A 19,389-nucleotide genomic window follows, 5' to 3' on the forward strand; every position below is an offset into this window, starting at 1 on the left:
GAGATGACAGACATCGATCCGGTCAAGTTGAGAGAGGAATACGACGAGAACGGCTTCGCGATTCTCCGTGGCGTGATCGACTCCGAACTCGTCCGGGAAGCCGGCGCCCACACAGCATGGCTGGGGCAGAAGTATCCGGATCTACGGCCCGAGGAATACCACCACCCGCTGATGCGGAACGACGCCTTCTGGGTCCGCATGGTCGCGGACGAACGGCTCGTCGACATCGCCGAGCTGTTCCTCGGCCCGGACATCGCCTGTTTCACCGGCCATTACGTCTGCAAGCCGCCGTACGACGGCCGGCCCGTCCTGTGGCATCAGGACGGCGCCTACTGGAAGCTCGACCCGATGGAGGCCCTGACGGTCTGGGTCGCGGTGGACGCGTCGACGACCGAGAACGGGTGCCTGCGCGTGATCCCCGGAAGCCATCGCGCTGCCATGCACGAGCCCGTCCCCCGCTCGGACATCCCGAACATGCTCTTCTCCACCTGCGAGGAGGACCTGGTCCAGGAGTGGCTGGACAAGGCCGGCGAAGTGGCCATCGAGCTCCAGCCGGGAGACGTGTCGATCCATCACCCGCACCTGCTGCACCACTCCAGGCAGAACACGTCCGCGATGCGGCGGTGCGGCCTCGACGTGGGATACATGGCGGCGACCACCCGTATCTCCAACGAGGGGCTCTACCTGGATCCGCTCCTGGTCCGCGGCGCTCCGATCCCCGGGATCAACAACTACCGTCCCTACCCCCTGTGGCAGGAGGGCGAGACGATCCCGTTCGCCGGCGACGCGGAGTGGAACGAGCGGGCCGCCGCGATGAACGGCACGTACGGGTTCAGCGAGGCGGAGCGCGACGAGAGCCCTCTTGAGGCCGCCCACCGCATGGTGCGGCGCCTCAAAGAGGGGACCGTCAAGAGTTGATCCGAAGGGGACGAATGAACAGCAACGATGCCAAGGAGATCGCGGCGGATCTCGCCGCGAACGCCGCCCTGCTGGAAATGGCCGAGGAACTGGGGATCTCCACGCTCCTGGACCGGGCGGCGCCGTTCACCCTCGACGAGGTCGTGGCGGCCGCCGGGGTCCCTGAGGCCGGCGCCCGCGCCTTCCTGCGCGCCCTGCTCGCCGCCGGGCTCGTGGAGCAGGGCGCGGACGCGCGCAGCTTCATACCGTGCGCCGATCTGGCCGATCGCCGCTACGAGGCGGGTTACCTCTCGTGGGCGCTCAACGCGAACCGCCCGTACATCGATCATGCGGTGGAGTTCCTGAGCGGGCCGGAGGCGGCCGCCGGGCAGTACCGGCGCGACGGCCGGCGGGTCGCCATCTCCTCGCGCTGGATCGGCTCCTACGGCTTCTATCCGGACATCGTCGCGGAGATCGCCGGCCGCAAGCCGCAGCGCGTCGTCGACCTCGGCGCGGGCGCGGGCAGGCTGCTGATCCACCTCCTGACCACGCTGCCGAGCAGCACCGGCCTGGCGCTGGACATCAGCCCGGCGGCGTGCGAGGAGGCCGAGCGGTCCGCCCGGCGGGCGGGCGTGCACGACCGGCTCACGGTGGCGAACCGCTCCATCGAGTCGCTCGTGGAGGACCCGGGCCCGGTCCGTGGCGCGGACGTGGTGCACGCGGGCTTCGTGATGCACGACGTGGTGGGGGACCAGGAGGTGTTCGACGGCATCCTGCGCGCCTGCCGCGACTCCATCGCCGACGGCGGGTGCCTGGTCGTGACCGACGCCGTCCCTTACGCGGACACCCCGCGGGACCGGGCCTTCAGCGCCCTGTTCACCTACCTGCACGCCGGCTCGATGCAGGTGCTGCTGCCGCCCGAGGCCGAGTGGCGCGCCGGGTTCCGGCGGGCGGGGTTCACCGACGTGTCCTGCACGCCGCTGCGGATGCCCGGCAGCCGCCTGTTCGTGGCCGCCGGGTGACCGCGATGCCGTCACGTGATCACGAGGACACCGTACGCCGGGCCAAGGCACTCTACGAGGCCAGGAAGAGCCGGGTGCCGATCCCGCCGTTCACCGACACGGACCCGGGGCTCGGCATGGACGACGGGTACGCCGTCCAGCGAGAGCTCGTCGCGCTCCTCCTCGCGGACGGCGACGCCGTCATCGGGTACAAGGCGGGCCTCACCTCCGCCCCGATGCGCAGCATGTTCGGGGTCGACACCCCGGACTACGGGCCGGTGCTGTCCTCCACGGTTCTGGCCGACGGCGCGACCGTGTCGTGCGAGGCGTTCATCGCGCCCAAGGTGGAAGCCGAGATCGTCTTCCGGCTGGCGAAGCCGCTGGCCGGACCGGGAGTGACCGTCGAGCGGGCACGCGCTGCGATCGGTGAGGTCCGCGCCGGGCTGGAGATCGTCGACTCGCGGATCGAGGACTGGCGCATCGGGCTCGCCGACACGATCGCCGACCTCGCCTCGAACGGCGCCGTCGTCGTCGGGCACCCGGTCCCGCCCTCGCCGGACCTGGACTACCGGCTGGTCGGCATGGCCTTCTCCCGCGACGGCGAGCTGGTGGCGACCGGGGCGGGCGCCGCAGCCATGGGCGATCCGGTCGCGGTCGTGGCCTGGCTGGCGAACGTGCTCGGTGAGCAGGGGGTCTCGCTGGAGGCCGGGCATCTGATCATGACCGGTGCGCTGCACGCGGCGGTCCCGCTGCGCCCCGGCGACACGTTCACGGCGGAGTTCGACCATCTCGGCGCGATCACCTTGCACGTCGGCGGGGGAGGGGCATGAAATCGGACGGACGGCTGTCCGTGGCGGTGCTCGGCGCCGGGCTCATCGGGGTCGACCTGGCGATCAAAATCATCCGCTCCGATGCCCTCGACCTGCGGCTCGTCGCGGGCCGGGACGTCGCCGCCCCAGGGTTGCGGCAGCTCGCCCGGCTCGGCGTGCCGGTCGCGACCGACGGCGTCCGCTCCCTCCTCGCCACCGAGGAGCCGTTCGACGTCGTCTTCGACGCCACCAACGCCGCGGCCCACGCCGAGCACGCGGAGCGGCTCGTGCCCCTCGGCACGAAGCTCGTCGACCTGACGCCCAGCAAGGCCGGGCACCTGGTCGTCCCGACCGTCAACGGGGCCGATGTCACCGGCCGCCACGACATAGCCGACATCAGCATGGTGACCTGCGGCGGGCAGGCCTCGATCCCGGTCCTGCACGCGATCGCGCGGGCATACCCGATCGACTACATCGAGGTGGTCACCACGGCCGCCACCTTGAGCGTGGGCCGCGGGACGCGCCTGAACCTCGACGAGTACGTGGAGACCACCCAGGACGCGATCCGCGACTTCACCGGGGTCGAGAACGTGAAGGCGCTGCTCAACATCAGCCCGGCCCGGCCGCCGGCGACCTTCCGGGTGTCCATGTCCCTGCTGGGCCGGGGCCTCGAAGCCGGTGTGGTGAGCGCGCTGGCGGCGACGGCCGTGAGCGAGATGCGCCCGTTCGTCAGGGGGGTCGACGTCATGGCGTGCACCGTGAACGACGGCAGGGCCTTCGTCGCCGTGGAGGTCACCTCCTCCGGCGACCGCATCCCCTCCTACGCCGGGAATCTCGACATCATCAACTCCGCCGCGCTCACCGTCGCCGAGTTGTACGCGGCGCACCGGCCGGCGATCGCAGGGGCGGAAACGTCATGAGCCAGACAGCGGACACCAGGGACGAGCGCGCGGGCAGACCGATCCTGATCCACGATCCGACGCTGCGCGACGGCCACCACGCGGTGCGGCACGACCTCGGGCGCGAGCAGTTGCGGGCGTACGCGGAGGCCGCGGACGCCGCGGGCGTGCCGGTGGTCGAGGTGGGCCACGGCAACGGGCTGGGCGCCTCATCCCTCCAGGTCGGCCAGGCGCGGCTGAGCGACGACGAGATGCTCTCGACCGTCAGGGAAGCCCTGTCGTCCAGCAGGCTGGGCGTCTTCATGCTGCCCGGGTGGGGCACGGTCCGCGACCTCAACAAAGCCCTCTCGCACGGCACCGATCTGGTCCGGATCGGTACCCACTGCACCGAGGGAGACCTCGCCGAGCGGCATCTGGGGTACCTGCGCGACGCGGGCGTGGAGGCGCACGGCGTCCTGCTGATGAGCCACATGGCGAGCCCCGGGCGGCTGGCCGAGGAGTGCGCGCGCCTCGTCGGGTTCGGCGCGACCGGCGTGGGCATCCTCGACTCCTCGGGTCACTACCTCCCGGCGGACGTCACCGAGCGGGTCGCGGCCATCCGGGCCGCCGTGGACGTGCCGGTGATGTTCCACGGCCACAACAACCTCGGCATGGCCGTGGCGAACTCGATCGCCGCCGCCGAGGCGGGCGCCGACATCCTCGACGCCTGCGCCAGGGGCTTCGGCGCCGGCGCCGGCAACACGCAACTGGAGGTCCTGGTGCCTGTCCTGGAACGGCTCGGGTTCCGTACGGGCATAGACCTGTACCGGCTCCTCGACGCGGCGGACGTCGCCGGGCGGACGCTGATGCCGGCCCCGCCCACCATCGACTCCATCTCCATCGTCAGCGGCCTGGCCGGAGTCTTCTCCGGGTTCAAGAACCGGGTGCTCGACGTCTCCGAACGCGAGGGCGTCGATCCGCGCGACGTCTTCTTCGAGCTGGGCAGGCTCCAGGCGGTCGCCGGCCAGGAGGACCTCATCGTCGACGTGGCGCTCACCCTGCGCAGGTCCGCCGGCGGCACCGGCTCATCGATCAGCACGAACGAAAGAGGGGCAAGCCGTGTATGAGGCGCTCAAGGACATCTTGGTGGACCACTTCCAGATGCGAGCGGATGATGTCACCGCGACTGCGAGCCTGGTCGAAGTGGGGCTGGACTCCCTCGCTGCGGTCGAGCTGTCGGATGTGTTGAGCAGCAGGTTCGGCATCGAGGTCCGCGACTACGAGCTCCTGGAGCTCGCCACGGTCGGGGACGTCGCCCGCTTGCTGGAGGAGTGCGCCGCCACCCGGACGTGGCCGCGATGAACGGCGCGACGGACCAGGTCCGCATGGTCGACCTCGCCTCCATGACGCGGAAGGTGGTCGTATCTCCCGGGATGTGCGGCGGCGGCTCGCTCGTCTTCGGCCGCATCGGGGACTGGACCTGGGAGGCCGTGGCGGCGGCGTGCGGCACCAACGTGCACCGGGCCCGCACGGCGGACGGGGACCCCGCCTACCTGTCCTTCTACTATTACCGGGTACGCGGGGGGAAGGTCGTCCACCCGCACGGCCTCACGTTCGGTGACGAGCTCCAGGTGGACTCGCGCGTGTTCCAGTTCGGCAGCCAGTCGGTGCTGACGCTGCACCGGCTCGCGCCCCTCGCCCTGGGCCTCGCCGCGACCCCGCTGGACCCGGCGGAGATGTACGAGCTGCCCCATCCGGACTGCATGTACGTGGAGAACTTCAACCGGTGGGTCACGCGCGGCCGCCCGGCCAGCAACCGGGGCCTCGCCCAGGTCGTGCCTCCCGACTTCGTCTTCGCCGGCCTGCCGCGACTGCCGAACGACTACTCGCCGCGCACACTGGTCGGCCGGGCCCGCGGGGCCGGAAGTTTCTGCGCTCCGGCGCCGCCTGGTTACGCGATGGCCGGCCCCGAGCACACCTTCGAGTACACGCTGGACGTCACGCGGGACATCAACGGCGCCGGACTGGTGTATTTCGCCTCCTATTTCTCCATCTTCGACTCTGCGTTGCTGCGCCTGTGGCGCTCGCTGGGTCGCGCCGACGAACAGTTCCTCCAGCGCCGCGTGATCGACCAGAAGGTGGGTTACTTCGGCAACGCGGACCCCGGCGCCGTGTTCGCCATCACCGTCCGGAGATGGCACGACCCGGCCCAGCCGGAGATCGAGATCATCGACATGGCACTGCGCGACTCCGTCACGCGTCATCTGCTCGCGACCACGGCCGTCGAGATCGAGTGCGGGCCCCAGAACTGAGCTCGGGAAGCCTCGGCTTCCCGGGCTCGTCGAGCTTGGTCGGGGAGCGCCTGCTGCCGGGGCGGTGATCATGAACCGTTCACCGTGTTCAGTTGTGGCTCGCCGACCTCGTACCATCGCCGAATGATCGAGCTTCAGGAAGACGGGGAGATCGCCTGCCCGGCCGCGCTGGTGTGGGCGGTCGTCGCCGACTACGGCCAGGATCCACGTTGGCGCAAGGGCGTCGAGACGATGGCGCCGCGCCCCGAAGGCATCGTTCAGGTGGGCACGACCACTGCTGAGGTGATGCGGTTCGCGGGTCGGACCTATCGCAACGGCGGCGAGGTGATCCAGGTGGAGCCGGGTCGCTCGTTCGCCTGGCGCACCACCTCGGGGATCGACGCCGAGGGCGGCAGGCTCGTCGAGCCGCTCGGCGCGGACCGGTGCCGCTTCACCTTCCATGTGCGAGTCGCCCCGCGCGTGACCTCCGAGAGGTTGCTGGAGCCGGCGCTGAAGTGGTTGTTGCGACGGTCGATCCGCGCCGACGTCCGCCGATTGGCCGGCCTCTGCGCTTCCTGACCCCGAGGTCACCTCGGTGCGGGGTCGCCGGGAACGATCGGCCGCTCATGCCACGCGACGTCTGGGGCCACCGCACCCAGCGTCGTCGGCTTGTGCGAGGGGTGGGGTCGTGGTTCGCGTCCTGTCGGGGCTGCCGCCAGGGATCGGCTTCCAGGTGCCGGAGGTGGTCTGCCGGGCGCGGCCTCGCATCCGTCCGGTGCGGCTTCTTCTGCAAGCGGTTCACAACGTGTCGGTGAGGGCGTCGAGGTCGGCCAACGGCTGGGACGAGTACGCCACGATCACCCTGGACTCCGGCCAACGCAGGCACGGCCTCGTCCTGGACGTCGACCGCGACCTCGCCGTCATCCAGGTGCTCGAAGGCGCCGGAGGACTCAGCGCGAGGACGACCGGGGTCGCCTCCCCGGGAAGCCCGCTGCGCGTCCCGGCACGGAGCGGGGGTCGGAGGAGGCCCGGACGTCGAACCTCGCCTGGAGCAGCCGGCCGCCCGCGACACCGCGGCCCTCGATGAGGTCGACGAGCATCCCGACCGCGATGTCGGCCGTCTCGACCGGCAGGAAGCTGAGCGTGCTGACGGGCGGATCCGTGAACGGCGCCGTGGGATCCTCCGTCGCGCAGACCAGCAGCAGGTCGCCGGGCACCGACCTGCCGAGCTTGCGGATCCTGTCCAGGAGCAGCGACGGGCTGATCTCGACGAGCACGACCAGCGCGTCCGGCGGTTCGGGATCACTCAGCAAGCTCTCCACCGCGGCGAGCGTCGGCTCGAACCCGGGGCCGTCGAGCTGGGCCAGCAACGGGTCGCGGCCCCTTTCCGCATTCCAGTCGAGGTAGGCCTGGACGGAATCGCGGTGGTAGCAGGCCGTGGTCGGGGCGCCGACCGCGGCGACCCGCCGGGCGCCTCCCTCCTCCAGGTGGTCGAGCACGCCGCGCAGGGCCGCGCCGTAGTCGAAGTCGACCCACGGCCACGGTGTCCCCGCCACGGCCCTGCGGTCGGAGACCACGGCCACCCCCGCGGCGAGAAAGTCTCCGACCAGCGGATCTCCCTCGACCGGATCCACCACGAACACGCCGTCGAGAGGCAGGTCGGTCCAGTAGTCGTCGGGGCCGGTGGTGGGCAGCAGCACCACGCCGTATCCGTGGGTCATGCCCGCGCGGGTGGTGGCGGCGGTCAGCCGGGCGAAGTAGGCGAGCTCGGTGTAGAACCACGGATGCTCGACGAACTCGCGGGCGGCGAGGCCGAGCAGGCGTGAGCGCCCGGCGCGCAGCCGCCGCGCCGTGGCGTTCGGCCGGTAGCCGAGCCGGCGCGCCACCTGCCGGACATGCTCGCGGGTGGCGTCGGGGAGGCGGCCCGCGCCGTTGAGCGCGTCCGAGACGGTGGTCTTCGACACCCCCGCCGCGCGGGCGACGTCCACCAGGCGCACGCGCGCGGCGGCCTTACGGTTTGGCTCGTCCATGGGTCCGATCTTTGCAGGATGTCAGGCGATTCGCCACCTCGCTGACCGTTGCTGAATCGTTCCTTCAGTGTCTTGTGCAGGAACGTTCCTTCACCAATACTCATGGCACTTTCCCGCACGAGGATGAGGTGGTCCGATGCGTACCGCTCGACTCGCCGTCGCGGCGCTGGCCGTACTGGCGGCCACTGCCTGTGGAGGGGGCGCGGCCGCCCCGAAGGCCGCCGGCTCCGCAACCTTCACCGTCACGGCGGACCTGCCGCCGGCCAAGGGCCCGGTGGACGCCGTGACCTGGGCGCTCTACGCGGAGCCGCAGTCGCTCGACTACGCCTACGCCTTCGATTACCCGCCCAACACCGTGCTCGCCAACGTGTGCGAGCAGCTCATGCGGATCACCCCCGGCTCCCGGGTGGAGCCGGGGCTGGCCAGTAAGGCCGAATCCCCGGATCCCGGGCGCTGGGTGTACACGATCCGCCAGGGCGTGCGCTTCCACGACGGATCGCCGCTCACCGCCGACGACGTGGTGGCGAGCATGCGGCGGCACATGGACCCGGCGGTGGGTTCGTACTGGGTCTCGTCCTACCAGAACGTCAAATCGGTGGAGAAGACCGGCCCCATGGAGGTCACCGTCCACCTGAAGAAGCCCGACCACCTGTTCAACGAGCAGATGGGCACCTCGGCCGGGACCATCGAGAGCGCCGCGTTCCTGGCCGCGCAGGGCTCCGGGTACGGCACCCCCGACAAGGGCGTGAACTGCACCGGCCCGTACTCCCTCGACAAGTGGGAGAAGGGGCAGGCGATCAACCTGAAACGCTTCGACGGCTACTGGGACCCCGCGCTCAAGGCCAGGGCCGCGACCGTGCGCAACGTCTTCATCTCCGACCCGGCGGCCCGCGTCAACGCCCTGCTCTCGGGCGAGGCGGACGGCAGCTACCTGGTCCCCACCACCGGCTTCACCCGCCTGGGCAGCGCCTCCAGCGGCAAGCTGTACTTCGGCCCCAACAGCGCGGCCGTCAGCCTCATCCCGCTCAACCTCAAGGGCACGCTCGGCGACCTGAGGCTGCGCAAGGCGCTGTCCATGGCGCTCGACCGCAAGAGCATTCTCCAGGCCAGCGTGGCCAGGGTTGCCACGCCGGCGAAGGCGCCCGCGGCGATCGGCGCGTGGGGCATCGCCCCCGAGGCGGCCAAGCAGTACTACGCCAAGCTCCCCGAGCTGAACACCGACCTCGAAGGGGCCAGGAAGCTGGTCAAGGAGGCCGGCGGGACGGGCAAGAAGATCGTGATCGCCACGAGCACGATGGCTCCCGACATCGGCGTCATCGCCAACGCCGTCCAGGCCGCGGGCCAGGCCATCGGACTGCGGGTCGAGCAGAAGGCGGTGGCCCCCGACGCCTACTCCGCGCTGTTCTCCGACCCCAAGGCCCGTCAGGGCGTCGACCTGGTCATGACCATCTGGTACGACTCCACCCCCGATCCGCTGGAGTTCTACGGAATCCTGCAGACCGGCAACTTCGCCAACTACGGCGGCTACTCCGACCCCGAGTACGACAGGCTCGTCGACCAGGCGGGCGCCGAGGCCGACCCCGCGGCCCGCGCCGCCGTGGTCGCCAAGCTCCAGGAGATCGCCGTCCGGGACATGGTGTGGATCCCGCTGTACGAGGTGCCGCACAGCATGTTCCTCAACAAGCGGCTCACCGGCGCGCCCACCGGCATCACCCAGCTCGTCTATCCGTGGGCGGCAGTGCTCGGGTCGGCGAACTGATGGGCGCCTTCCTGGCCCGCAGGCTCGCCGGTCTGGTGGCGACGCTGGTCGGGGCGTCGTTCGCGGTGTTCTCCGCCGTGTACCTGGCTCCCGGAGACCCGGCCTCCTTCCTCACCCAAGGGCGTTCGGCCTCTCCGCAGGCGATCGCGGCGATCAGGGCGCAGTACCACCTGGACGATCCGTTCCTCATGCAGTACCTCAAATGGGTCGGCGGCGCGGTGACCGGGGACTTCGGCCGGTCGGTGCAGTTCCGGCAGGACGTGACCGGGCTGCTCCTGGCCAGGCTGCCCACGACGCTCTTCCTGGTCGGCTACGCGGGGCTGCTCATCGTGGTCGCGGGGCTGATCCTCGGCGCCCTGGCCGCGCTGCGGCCCGGCCCGCTCGACCGGATCGTCCTCATCGGCACCGGGGTGGCCACCGCGACCCCCTCCTTCGTCGCGGCGATCGGGCTGATCTCGCTGTTCTCCGTCCAGCTCGGCTGGTTCCCCGCCTTCGGCAACGGCGAGGGACCGGTCGACCGCGTCTGGCATCTGACCCTGCCCGCGGCCGCGCTCGCCCTGACGTTCGCCGGTCTGCTGGCCCGGGTCACCCGCTCGTCCATGCTGGAGGAACTGGCCCGCGAGCACGTCGAGGTGGCACGCTCGCGCGGCGTCCAGGAGAACGCGGTGATCCGGCGCCACGTCCTGCGCAACTCCCTCGGCCCGATCAGCACGGTCACCGGCACGGTGATCGCCGGGCTGCTCGTCGCGACTTCGATCGTGGAGACCGCCTTCGGCCTGTCCGGGATCGGGCAACTGCTGGTCAGCTCGGTCACTGTCAAGGACTTCCCGGTCGTGCAGGCCGTCACCACCTTGATCGTCGTCGTCTTCGCGGCGGCCAACCTGCTGGTCGACCTGGTTCAGCCGGCCATCGATCCGCGTCTGCGCAGGGCGTAGTGAAGGAGTCCTCTTGACAGCCGTGACCTTCCACCGCCGCTACCGGCTTCCCGCGGACCGGATGACCGTCGCCGGCGTCGCCGTCCTGGCCTTCCTGGTGACGGTGGCGATCCTGGCGCCGGTCGTGGCGCCGCACGATCCGCTCGCCATCGACTTCTCTGCCGCGTTGAGCGGCCCGAGCGCCGATCACCTGCTCGGGGCCGACCAGTCCGGCCGCGACATCCTGTCACGCCTGATCCACGGCGCGCGGGCGGGACTGCTCGGCCCGCTCCTGGTGGTGACCCTGTCGACGGTGGCGGGCACCCTGCTCGGCGTCCTGGCCGCCTGGACCGGCGGTGTGCTCGACGCGGTCCTGTCCCGCGCCATGGACTTCGTCTTCGCCTTCCCCGCGCTGCTGCTGGCGATCACGCTGGTGGCCATGTTCGGCCCCGGCCTGACCGCGCCCGTCGTGGCGATGAGCATCGCCTACACCCCCTACGTCGGACGGCTGGCGCGCGGCGTCGCCCTGCGGGAGATGTCCCGCCCCTACATCCACGCCTACCGGGTGCAGGGCTGGTCCGGGTGGGTCATCTGCCTGAAACACCTGGTCCCCAATGTCGTCCCGCTGATCCTCGCCCAGTCGGCGATCAACTTCGGCTACGCGCTCATGGACCTCGCGGCGCTGTCCTTCCTCGGGTTCGGCACGCAACCGCCCGTCCCCGACTGGGGCGCCATGATCAACGAAGGGGCCTCCGCCCTGCTCCAGGGCGCCATGCTGCCCGCGCTGGCCCCCGGCGCGGCCGTCGTGATCACGGTGGTGGCCTTCAGCGTCGTCGGCGAGGGCATCGCCGACCGCGTCTCCGGGAGGGAGCGCTGATGCTCCAGATCGACGATCTGACCGTACGGCTGGCGCCCGGCCAGGCGGCCCGCCCCATCCTGGACGCGGTGTCGCTGCGCGTCGCCCAGGGCGAGGCCGTCGGGCTCGTCGGCGAGTCCGGGTCGGGCAAGTCCGTCACCTGCCGGGCCGTGCTCGGCCTGCTGCCCGGGCGGACCGCCGTGAGCGGGCGCGTCCTGGTCGACGGCCAGGACGTGCTGGCGCAGACCGCAGCGGGGCTGCGTGCCCTGCGCCGCCGGCGCGTGGCGATGATCTTCCAGGATCCGCGGGCGTCGATCAATCCCGTCCGGCGGATCGGCGACTTCGTCACCGAGGGACTGCGGGCGGGCGGGCTGCCGTACCGGCAGGCTCTCGATCGGGCGGAGGGGCTGCTGGAGGCGGTGGGCATCGAGGACCCGAAAGCCGCGCTGCGCCGTCACCCGCACGAGTTCTCCGGCGGGATGCTGCAACGAGTGATGATCGCCGGGGCGCTGGCCGCGGAGCCCGACCTGCTGCTCGCCGACGAGCCGACGACCGCCCTGGACGTCACGACGCAGGCGGAGGTCATCGCGATCCTGTCCCACCTCAGGACCGCGCGCGGGATGGGCATGCTGTTCGTCACCCACGACCTGGAGCTGGCCGCGGCCATCTGCGACCGCATCTACGTGATGTACGCGGGCCGCATCGTCGAGGAGCAGGCCACCGGCGAGCTCTTCGCCCGCCCCCGGCACCCGTACACGGCCGGGCTGCTGGCGGCCACGCCCCGGCTGGAGTCCCCCGAGCCGCCGCACGGCGTGCCCGGCAGGCCGCTGTCGCTGGCCGAGTCCCCGGCCGGGTGCGCCTTCGAGGCCCGCTGCGCTCTGGCCGTCGAACGATGCCGGGAGCGACGGCCCGACCTGGAGATCCTGGAACGCGCGCAGGTGGCGTGCCTGAGAGCTGGAGAGCCGGTCCATGACTGAGAACGTGCTGGAGGTCGAGGGGCTGCGCAAGGCGTACGGCCACAAGGCGGCCGTGGACGGCGTCTCCTTCTCGCTGCGGGCCGGCGGCTCGCTCGCCGTGGTGGGCGAGTCGGGATCGGGCAAGACGACGACCGCGCGGATGCTCGTCGGCCTGGAGCTCCCGGACGCCGGGCGGATCAGCGTCGAGGGCCGGAACCGCTCGCGCGCCCCGCGGGGCCGCCGGGCCAGGCTGTCGCGGGCGCGCGAGATCCAGCTGGTCTTCCAGGACCCCTACCTCTCCCTGGATCCGCGGATCAGCGTGAGCGAATGCGTGGAGGAGCCGCTACGCCTGCATTTCGCCCTGGACAAGCAGGCCCGGCGGGCCCGGCGCGAGGAACTGCTGGAGCGCGTCGGGCTCGGCGAGCGTGAGGCCGCCGTACGGCCCAGGCGGTTGTCCGGCGGCCAGCGCCAGCGGGTCGCCATCGCCCGCGCGCTGGCCACCGCGCCGAAGGTGCTGATCCTGGACGAGGCCACCTCGGCGCTCGACGTGTCCATCCAGGCGCAGATCCTCGACCTGCTGGCGCGGATCCGCCGCGACCTCGACATCGCCTACCTGTTCATCACCCACGACCTGGCCCTGGTCCGGCACGCGGCCGACGACATCGTCGTGCTCCACCGCGGCAAGGTCGTCGAGGCCGGGCCGACCGCGCAGGTCCTGGCCGCCCCCCAGCATCCCTACACCCGCCTGCTGCTGCACTCCGTGCCGCGGCCGGGCTGGGATCCCGCCCAGATCGCCGCCGACCGGCGCGCCCTTCAGGAGATCATGTGAGTGAGCTCGCACACCTGTCCGCCACGCAAGCCCTGAAGCTGTTCAGGACCCGGGCCCTGTCGCCCGTCGAGCTCATGACCGCGGTCATCGAGCGGGCCGAGGCCGTCGAGCCGCGGGTCAACGCGCTCAGCGAGACGATGTTCGACGAGGCGCTCGATCAGGCCAGGAAGGCCGAGCGCGCCTACCTCGGCAACGGGTCGCCGCGACCGCTCGAAGGGCTGCCGGTCGCCACCAAGGACGAGCAGCCGATCGCGGGAAGGCGTGCCAGCGACGGTTCCCTGGCCCACGCCGGGCACGTCGCCGACACCACCCATCCGGTCGTCGAACGGGTCGTCGCCGCCGGCGGGATCGTCCATGCCCGCACCACCACGCCGGAGTTCTGCTGCGCCGCCTACACGCACTCCCGGCTGTGGGGCCTCACCCGTAACCCCTGGAACCTGGACTACTCGCCCGGCGGTTCCTCCGGCGGCGCGGGCGCGGCCCTGGCGTCCGGGACGGCGACGCTCGCCACAGGGTCCGACATCGGCGGCTCGATCCGCCTGCCCGCCGCGGCCACCGGCACGGTCGGATACAAGCCGCCTTACGGGCGGGTGCCCGCGATGTCGCCGTACAACCTGGACCACTACTGCCATGACGGGCCGATGGCCCGTACCGTCGCCGACTGCGCGCTCCTGCAGAACGTCATCGTCGGGCCGCACCCGGCCGACGTCGTGTCCATCCGCCCCGCCGTGCACATCCCCGAACGCCTCGGCGACGTCGCCGGGTTGCGCATCGCCTATTCCCCCGACCTGGGGAACTGGGAGATCGAGCCGGACGTCGCGGCCAACACCCGCGCGGTCGCCGACGCGCTGGCCGCCGCCGGGGCCGTCGTGGAGCAGGTGGAGGTGCCGTTGCGGCGCGCCGACGTCATGCGCGCGGCCTTCATCCACTTCGGCGCCATCTTCGGTCCCATGGTCGCCGGCGTGGCGGACACGCACCGCGACGAACTCACGCCCTACGCCCTCGCCTTCGCCGAGGACTCGCGCGCCGCGCTGGCGCGGGACGGCTTCCTGGCCGGGCTGGAGCTGGAGGGCCGCATCTACGCCGTGATCGGCGACGTGCTCGACCGGTACGACGCGCTGATCTGCCCCACCGCGGGCACCGCCGCGCTGCCCGCGGGCGAGGACTACGTGGACACCAAGCTGACGGTCAACGGGGTCCAGTTCGACCACTACCTGGAGTACTCGCTGACGACCGTCTTCAACATCGCCAGCCGCTGCCCCGTGCTCAACGTCCCGTCCGGTCTCGCGTCGAACGGCGTGCCGACGGGGACGCAGATCGTCGGCCGCAGCTACGACGACGCGACGGTCTTCCACATCGGCGCCGCCGTCGAACGCGTCCTGCCGTGGCCCACCCGCCCGCAGCTCTGAGGAGACTTTCATGACTTTTGCCGCCAAAACTGCCGACATCGTGTTCCTCAACGGCCGGGTGCGCCCCATGGCCGGCGCTCCCAGCCGCGCGCTGGCCGTACGCGACGGGCGGATCCTGGCGCTCGGCGAGGTCGAGGAGGTGCGCGACCTGGCCGGCCCGCGGACCGAGATCGTCGATCTGGCCGGCCGGACCCTGCTTCCCGGGTTCCAGGACGCCCACGTGCACCCGGTGCTGGCCGGACTCTCCATGACCCGGTGCGACCTGCACGAGGCGCGGGACGCCGCCGACGCCCTTGCCGTCGTCCGCGCGTACGCCGCGGCCAATCCCGAGGTGCGCTGGATCTCCGGCGGCGGATGGTCCATGGAATGGTTCCCCGGCGGCACGCCGAGCCGGATCGCCCTCGACGAGGTCGTCCCCGACCGGCCGGTCTACCTGACCAACAGGGACGGGCACGGCGCATGGGTCAACACCGAGGCCCTGCGGCTGTGCGGCGTCCACGACGGAACCCCCGACCCGAACGACGGGCGCATCGAGCGCGAACCCGACGGAACCCCTCAAGGAACCCTGCACGAGGGCGCCGCCTCGCTCGTGGGCAGGCACGTGCCCGAGCCCACGGACGAGGACCTGCTCCGCGGCCTCCAGGCCGGCCAGCGACGTCTGCACCAGGCCGGAGTGACGGCATGGCAGGACGCGATGGTCGGCCCGGAGGTCCAGCGCGCCTACGAAGCAGCCGCCGACGCCTCCATACTCACCGGGCGCGTGGTCGGCGCCCTGTGGTGGGATCGAGACCGGGGCGAGGAGCAGATCCCCGAACTGCTCGCCCGCCGTACCACCACCGGACGGTTCAGAGCCACCAGCGTGAAGATCATGCAGGACGGCGTGGCGGAGAACTACACCGCCGCCATGACCTCCCCCTACCTGGACGGCTGTGGATGCCGGACCGGCAACAGCGGCATCAGCTTCGTCGGGCCCGAGGACCTGCGCGCCTACGTCACCCGGCTGGACGCCGTCGGGGTCCAGGTCCACGTGCACGCCGTCGGCGACCGGGCCGCCCGGGAGGCGCTGGACGCGTTCGAGGCGGCGCTCAAGGTCAACGGGCGCAAGGGCAACCGGCATCACATCGCCCATCTCCAGGTCGTCCATCCCGACGACGTGCCGCGGTTCGCGGCCCTGGAGGTCACCGCCAACATCCAGCCGTTGTGGGCGGCGCACGAGCCGCAGATGGACGAGCTGACCATCCCCTTCCTCGGCGACCGGCGCGCCGCCTGGCAGTACCCCTTCGGCGACCTCCTGCGCTCGGGCGCCGCCCTCGCCGCGGGCAGCGACTGGCCGGTCAGCAGCCCGGACCCGTTCCTCGGCATCCACGTCGCCGTCAACCGGATGCTCCCCGACGGATCGGGGCGGCCGTTTCTGCCCGCGCAGCGCCTCTCGGTGGCGGCGGCCCTGTCGGCGTACACGATCGGCACCGCCCGGATCAACCACCTCGACACCAGGACCGGGACCATCGAGCCCGGCAAGCTCGCCGACCTCATCGTCACCGACGCCGACCCGTTCGCCGTACCCTCCGGTGACCTGGGCGGCATCACCGTCCTCGCCACCTACGTGGAGGGACGACAGGTGCACGCGCATCCGTCCTTCTGACCGCTCGCCGCCGGGGGAACCGGTCCCCGTCCTCCCCGCCCGCCCCAGGGCGGGAGCCGCGCCGCCGTGACGAGACGGTGATCACCGTTAGCGATCATCGGCTCATGAAGCGCATGAGCGCCGTGCTGGTGATGGCCGGCCTGCTGAGTGTCACGATTCCCGGCGGCGCCGTTCGCGCGGCTCCTGAGTCGCAGTCCCTCGACTCCGTCGTCGAAGCGATCCAGCACCAGTTCGCGAAGAAGGGCAGCGTGCGGTTCACCGTCAAACGGCGCGCCGGGCCTCCGGCCACCTGGGGCATCAAGGCGTCCGGCGCGTACCGCTTCAACGCCTCAGGCGTGTACGCCGCCGACACCACGACGATCTCCCAGGAGGCAGGGGGGACGGGCCGGTCTCGGGAGATCAGCATCGGCCCGGACTTCTACTCCCAGGGCTACGTACGTTCCAAGGACGGCAAGTACATCTGGAAGTCGCCGTCAACGGTGGGGAAATGGACCTACGGCGGGCGGAACCTCTCCGGCGTCATCTGGGGAGAGGACCTGATCAACGGGATCAACCCCGGATTCCTCAGGCTGGGCGCCCACAACGGCGCCTTCAGCGGCGACGGCGGAACATTCGAGGGAGTCCGGACCACGGTCTTCAACGGCGTCGTGACGGTTCCGGAGGTGGGGGAGCGGCAGGCCGGCATGTTCTTCGAAACCGAGCAGGAGGGCGGCTCGTGGCGCGGGTCCATCACCTGGAAGCTGTGGGCGGGCCCGGACAATCTGCCGCGACGCTTTCACGCCATCCTGAGGTTCACCTCGGCGTACGGGGGCGATGAGGTCGAGACGATGACGATGAACATCATCTATCGAGGTTGGGGGAGCCCGGTCAAGATCACGGCCCCGCCCAGGAGCCTCGTCACCGATGACTGGTGATCCGACGGGCACGTCCGGCCGTGTTCACGGGGTGGTGCCCATGCCGTACTGAGCCGCCTGCAACGACCACAGCTGCGCGTATTCGCCGCCCAGAGCCAGCAGCTCCTGGTGGCTGCCGCTCTCGGTGATCCGGCCGTCCTGCAGGACGAAGATGCGGTCGGCGTGCTGCACGGAGTGCAGGCGATGGGTGATGAGGATGACCGTGCGTCCGCCGGCCAGGGCGCGCACCCCGGCGAAGGTCTCGGCCTCGGCGCGGGGATCGAGGGCGGCGGTCGGCTCGTCCAGGACCAGCACGGGTGCGTCCCGGAAGTACGCGCGGGTGACCGCGATGCGCTGCCACTGCCCGCCCGACAGGTCGACCCCGCCTTGGTACTCGGGAGCGAGCAGCGTGTCCCAGCCGTCCCGCAGGGAGGCGATGAGATCGGTGGCGCCGGAGGCCGCGGCGGCGCAGGCGAGCGCTTCGGGGGTGGGGCCGGTGGTGTGGCGGCCGATGGCGACGTTGGCGGACACGGTGAAGGGCCATCGTTCGTAGCCCTGGGACAGCAGGGCCACCTGGTCGAAGAGCTGGGTTCGGTCGAGGTCGGTGGTGGGGGTGTCGTCCCAGGTGACCGATCCGGATTCGGGGAGGTAGAGGCCGGTGAGAAGTTTCGCCAGCGTGGTCTTCCCCGAGCCGTTGTGCCCGACCAGGGCGACGATCTGGCCGCGGCTGATGGCAAGGTCGACGCCGTCGAGGGCGGGCTCGTCGGCGTTGGGGTAGCTGAAGCGCAGGCCGCGTGCCTCGATCAGGTCGGGGCCGTCGGCCCGCCGCAGGCCGGTGCCGTCGCGGGGGATGGCCAGGCGTTCGGCCTGACGGCAGGCGGCGGCCCAGTCCTCGGTGTAGAGGCCGTGTTCGAACACGTTGTTGATCGAATAGATCAGGTTGCCCAGCTGGCTGGTGCCGGTCTGGATGGCCAGGACGGCGGTGCCGGCGGCGGCCAGCTGCATGCGTCCGGTGATCAGGAGCCAGCCGAGCACCACGTAGGTGGCGCCCGTCGTCAGGCCGCTCAGCGCCCCGGCCAGCAGTTCGCCTCCGGCGTCGGCGCGGGCGAGGCGGGCCTGCTCCCGCGCCGAGCGCAGGGCCATCCGGTCGTGGTGGCGGAGCAGGAAGTCCCCGGCGGCGTGCGCGCGGATCTCCTCGGCGGGGTCGGCTCCGACCAGGAGCTGGGCAAGGCTGCGCTGCTGCCGTACGGGAGTCAGCCACCGCAGGCGGGAGGCTTTGCGGCGCAGAGTGGAGCGCACCAGCGCCCAGGCACGCGGCAGGATGATGAGCGGCAGCAGCGGCAGCAGCAGAGGGTGCAGCACACCCAGGACGCCGGCGGCGGCAGTCATGCCCATCAGCGCTTTCAGCATGCGGATGACCTGATCGATGACGATGTCGATCCATCCGGCCCCGTACTGCGCGGCCTCCAGCAGATCATGGAACTGGGCGCCCTGGAAGTGCAGCAGCTCGACGTTCGCGGCGCGGCTGAGGAGCTCGTCGTAGGCCAGGTGCTCGACCTTCGGCTGGAGCCGTCCGGAGGCGGCACCGGACCAGGCGGTCAACACCGCGACGCTGATGCCGGCGGCCGCCACCAGGACCAGCGCCGGTACGGCGGCCTTGACGCGGTCGGGGGTGGGCCCCACCGCGAGGATCTGCTGCAGGACCCGGTTGGTGGCCAGCAGCCCGAACGCGGTCGCGGCGCCGACGATGAGCTGGCAGGTCACGACGATCACGAGCGCGGCCGGGTCGGCTCGCCAGGACAGCCGCAGGCAGATGCCGATCAGCGAGGGCAGCTTGCGCATGATCACGCCGAAGCCGACCGCCAGGTCGGCCTCGTGCCGCGCCCAGCCCATGCTGTATTGGAAGCCGCCGCCGAAGATCGGATCCGTGGCGGGCTCCTGTACGGCGGCCTGCTGCCCGGTGTGGTCGGCAGGGGGAGGATCAGATTCGGACCGTACCGTCACGGACGAGGCTCCGTTCTCTCGGGGAGTGCTTCTTCCGCTCGCCGTCGGCGTCCCCTCTCGCCCGGGTGGCGGCGTCCTGCATGTGATCGTGGCGTCGACGCGGGCATACCGTTGTCCTGGCTGCTGGAGGGCCTTGCCGGGTGAGGCGGTCGCAGGCTCACGGTGGAGGGCGGCGGGCAGATCCCGAAGACGAGCGGTCTCCTGATCGATGTCACCCGGCA

General features: G+C 71.3%; 18 protein-coding genes. 16 read left to right on the forward strand and 2 right to left on the reverse strand.

The annotated features are described in order from the left end of the window. The first annotated feature begins 3 nt into the window (after positions 1 to 3). The 8 genes from ACFYYW_RS01075 (at position 4) to ACFYYW_RS01110 (ending at position 6,455) form a co-directional block, all read left to right on the forward strand. Positions 4 to 918, forward strand: coding sequence for a phytanoyl-CoA dioxygenase family protein (locus ACFYYW_RS01075; RefSeq protein WP_387643523.1), 915 nt, complete (start codon positions 4 to 6; stop codon positions 916 to 918). Between the two features lie 14 nt (positions 919 to 932). After that, on the forward strand, positions 933 to 1,919 hold the full coding sequence (locus ACFYYW_RS01080; protein WP_387643525.1) for a class I SAM-dependent methyltransferase: 987 nt from the start codon (positions 933 to 935) through the stop codon (positions 1,917 to 1,919). A 5-nt stretch (positions 1,920 to 1,924) separates the two neighbouring features. Then, a complete protein-coding gene (locus ACFYYW_RS01085) occupies positions 1,925 to 2,728 on the forward strand; it encodes a 2-keto-4-pentenoate hydratase (protein ID WP_387643527.1) in 804 nt (267 codons plus the stop codon). Continuing rightward, entirely contained in the window at positions 2,725 to 3,627 is a 903-nt protein-coding gene (locus tag ACFYYW_RS01090) for a hypothetical protein (RefSeq protein WP_364416171.1), read from the forward strand. Before ACFYYW_RS01085 ends, ACFYYW_RS01090 begins: the two co-directional genes overlap by 4 nt. Beyond that, the gene (gene dmpG, locus ACFYYW_RS01095) at positions 3,624 to 4,712 is read left to right on the forward strand and encodes a 4-hydroxy-2-oxovalerate aldolase (protein WP_387643530.1); all 1,089 of its coding nucleotides are present in this window, start codon (positions 3,624 to 3,626) and stop codon (positions 4,710 to 4,712) included. The genes ACFYYW_RS01090 and dmpG overlap by 4 nt, the downstream gene beginning before the upstream one ends. Continuing rightward, positions 4,705 to 4,947, forward strand: coding sequence for an acyl carrier protein (locus ACFYYW_RS01100; protein WP_352328148.1), 243 nt, complete (start codon positions 4,705 to 4,707; stop codon positions 4,945 to 4,947). Before dmpG ends, ACFYYW_RS01100 begins: the two co-directional genes overlap by 8 nt. Further along, positions 4,944 to 5,897, forward strand: a complete 954-nt coding sequence (locus tag ACFYYW_RS01105; RefSeq protein ID WP_387643533.1) for an LnmK family bifunctional acyltransferase/decarboxylase — start codon at positions 4,944 to 4,946, stop codon at positions 5,895 to 5,897. Before ACFYYW_RS01100 ends, ACFYYW_RS01105 begins: the two co-directional genes overlap by 4 nt. A 123-nt stretch (positions 5,898 to 6,020) precedes the next feature. Then, complete coding sequence (locus tag ACFYYW_RS01110) at positions 6,021 to 6,455, forward strand: SRPBCC family protein (protein WP_387643535.1); 435 nt, start codon at positions 6,021 to 6,023, stop codon at positions 6,453 to 6,455. A 371-nt stretch (positions 6,456 to 6,826) separates the two neighbouring features. Here the strand turns inward: ACFYYW_RS01110 and ACFYYW_RS01115 are convergent, their stop codons facing one another. Next, the gene (locus tag ACFYYW_RS01115; protein WP_387643537.1) at positions 6,827 to 7,906 is read right to left on the reverse strand and encodes a LacI family DNA-binding transcriptional regulator; all 1,080 of its coding nucleotides are present in this window, start codon (positions 7,904 to 7,906) and stop codon (positions 6,827 to 6,829) included. A 136-nt stretch (positions 7,907 to 8,042) separates the two neighbouring features. On the opposite strand from ACFYYW_RS01115, the gene ACFYYW_RS01120 reads away from it, so the two are divergent. From ACFYYW_RS01120 to ACFYYW_RS01155, 8 genes are all read left to right on the forward strand, one after another. Next, positions 8,043 to 9,665, forward strand: a complete 1,623-nt coding sequence (locus tag ACFYYW_RS01120) for an ABC transporter substrate-binding protein (protein ID WP_387643539.1) — start codon at positions 8,043 to 8,045, stop codon at positions 9,663 to 9,665. Next, positions 9,635 to 10,600, forward strand: coding sequence for an ABC transporter permease (locus ACFYYW_RS01125; protein ID WP_352329865.1), 966 nt, complete (start codon positions 9,635 to 9,637; stop codon positions 10,598 to 10,600). Before ACFYYW_RS01120 ends, ACFYYW_RS01125 begins: the two co-directional genes overlap by 31 nt. Positions 10,601 to 10,622: 22 nt before the next feature. Beyond that, positions 10,623 to 11,456: an ABC transporter permease gene (locus ACFYYW_RS01130; protein WP_387645469.1), complete on the forward strand. Its 834-nt coding sequence runs from the start codon at positions 10,623 to 10,625 to the stop codon at positions 11,454 to 11,456. Next, positions 11,456 to 12,412, forward strand: coding sequence for an ABC transporter ATP-binding protein (locus ACFYYW_RS01135; protein WP_352329867.1), 957 nt, complete (start codon positions 11,456 to 11,458; stop codon positions 12,410 to 12,412). The genes ACFYYW_RS01130 and ACFYYW_RS01135 overlap by 1 nt, the downstream gene beginning before the upstream one ends. Next, positions 12,405 to 13,220: an ABC transporter ATP-binding protein gene (locus tag ACFYYW_RS01140; protein WP_387643542.1), complete on the forward strand. Its 816-nt coding sequence runs from the start codon at positions 12,405 to 12,407 to the stop codon at positions 13,218 to 13,220. The genes ACFYYW_RS01135 and ACFYYW_RS01140 overlap by 8 nt, the downstream gene beginning before the upstream one ends. Continuing rightward, positions 13,217 to 14,629: an amidase gene (locus ACFYYW_RS01145; protein ID WP_387643544.1), complete on the forward strand. Its 1,413-nt coding sequence runs from the start codon at positions 13,217 to 13,219 to the stop codon at positions 14,627 to 14,629. Before ACFYYW_RS01140 ends, ACFYYW_RS01145 begins: the two co-directional genes overlap by 4 nt. Before the next feature lie 10 nt (positions 14,630 to 14,639). After that, positions 14,640 to 16,271, forward strand: a complete 1,632-nt coding sequence (locus tag ACFYYW_RS01150; RefSeq protein WP_387643546.1) for an amidohydrolase — start codon at positions 14,640 to 14,642, stop codon at positions 16,269 to 16,271. Between the two features lie 131 nt (positions 16,272 to 16,402). Continuing rightward, complete coding sequence (locus ACFYYW_RS01155) at positions 16,403 to 17,185, forward strand: hypothetical protein (RefSeq protein ID WP_387643548.1); 783 nt, start codon at positions 16,403 to 16,405, stop codon at positions 17,183 to 17,185. Between the two features lie 24 nt (positions 17,186 to 17,209). On the opposite strand, the gene ACFYYW_RS01160 is transcribed toward ACFYYW_RS01155, so the two are convergent. Next, positions 17,210 to 19,168, reverse strand: coding sequence for an ABC transporter ATP-binding protein (locus tag ACFYYW_RS01160; protein ID WP_387643550.1), 1,959 nt, complete (start codon positions 19,166 to 19,168; stop codon positions 17,210 to 17,212). Positions 19,169 to 19,389 lie beyond the last annotated feature (221 nt).

The organism is Nonomuraea sp. NPDC001831, from assembly GCF_042892035.1.
Taxonomy (GTDB): Bacteria; Actinomycetota; Actinomycetes; order Streptosporangiales; family Streptosporangiaceae; genus Nonomuraea.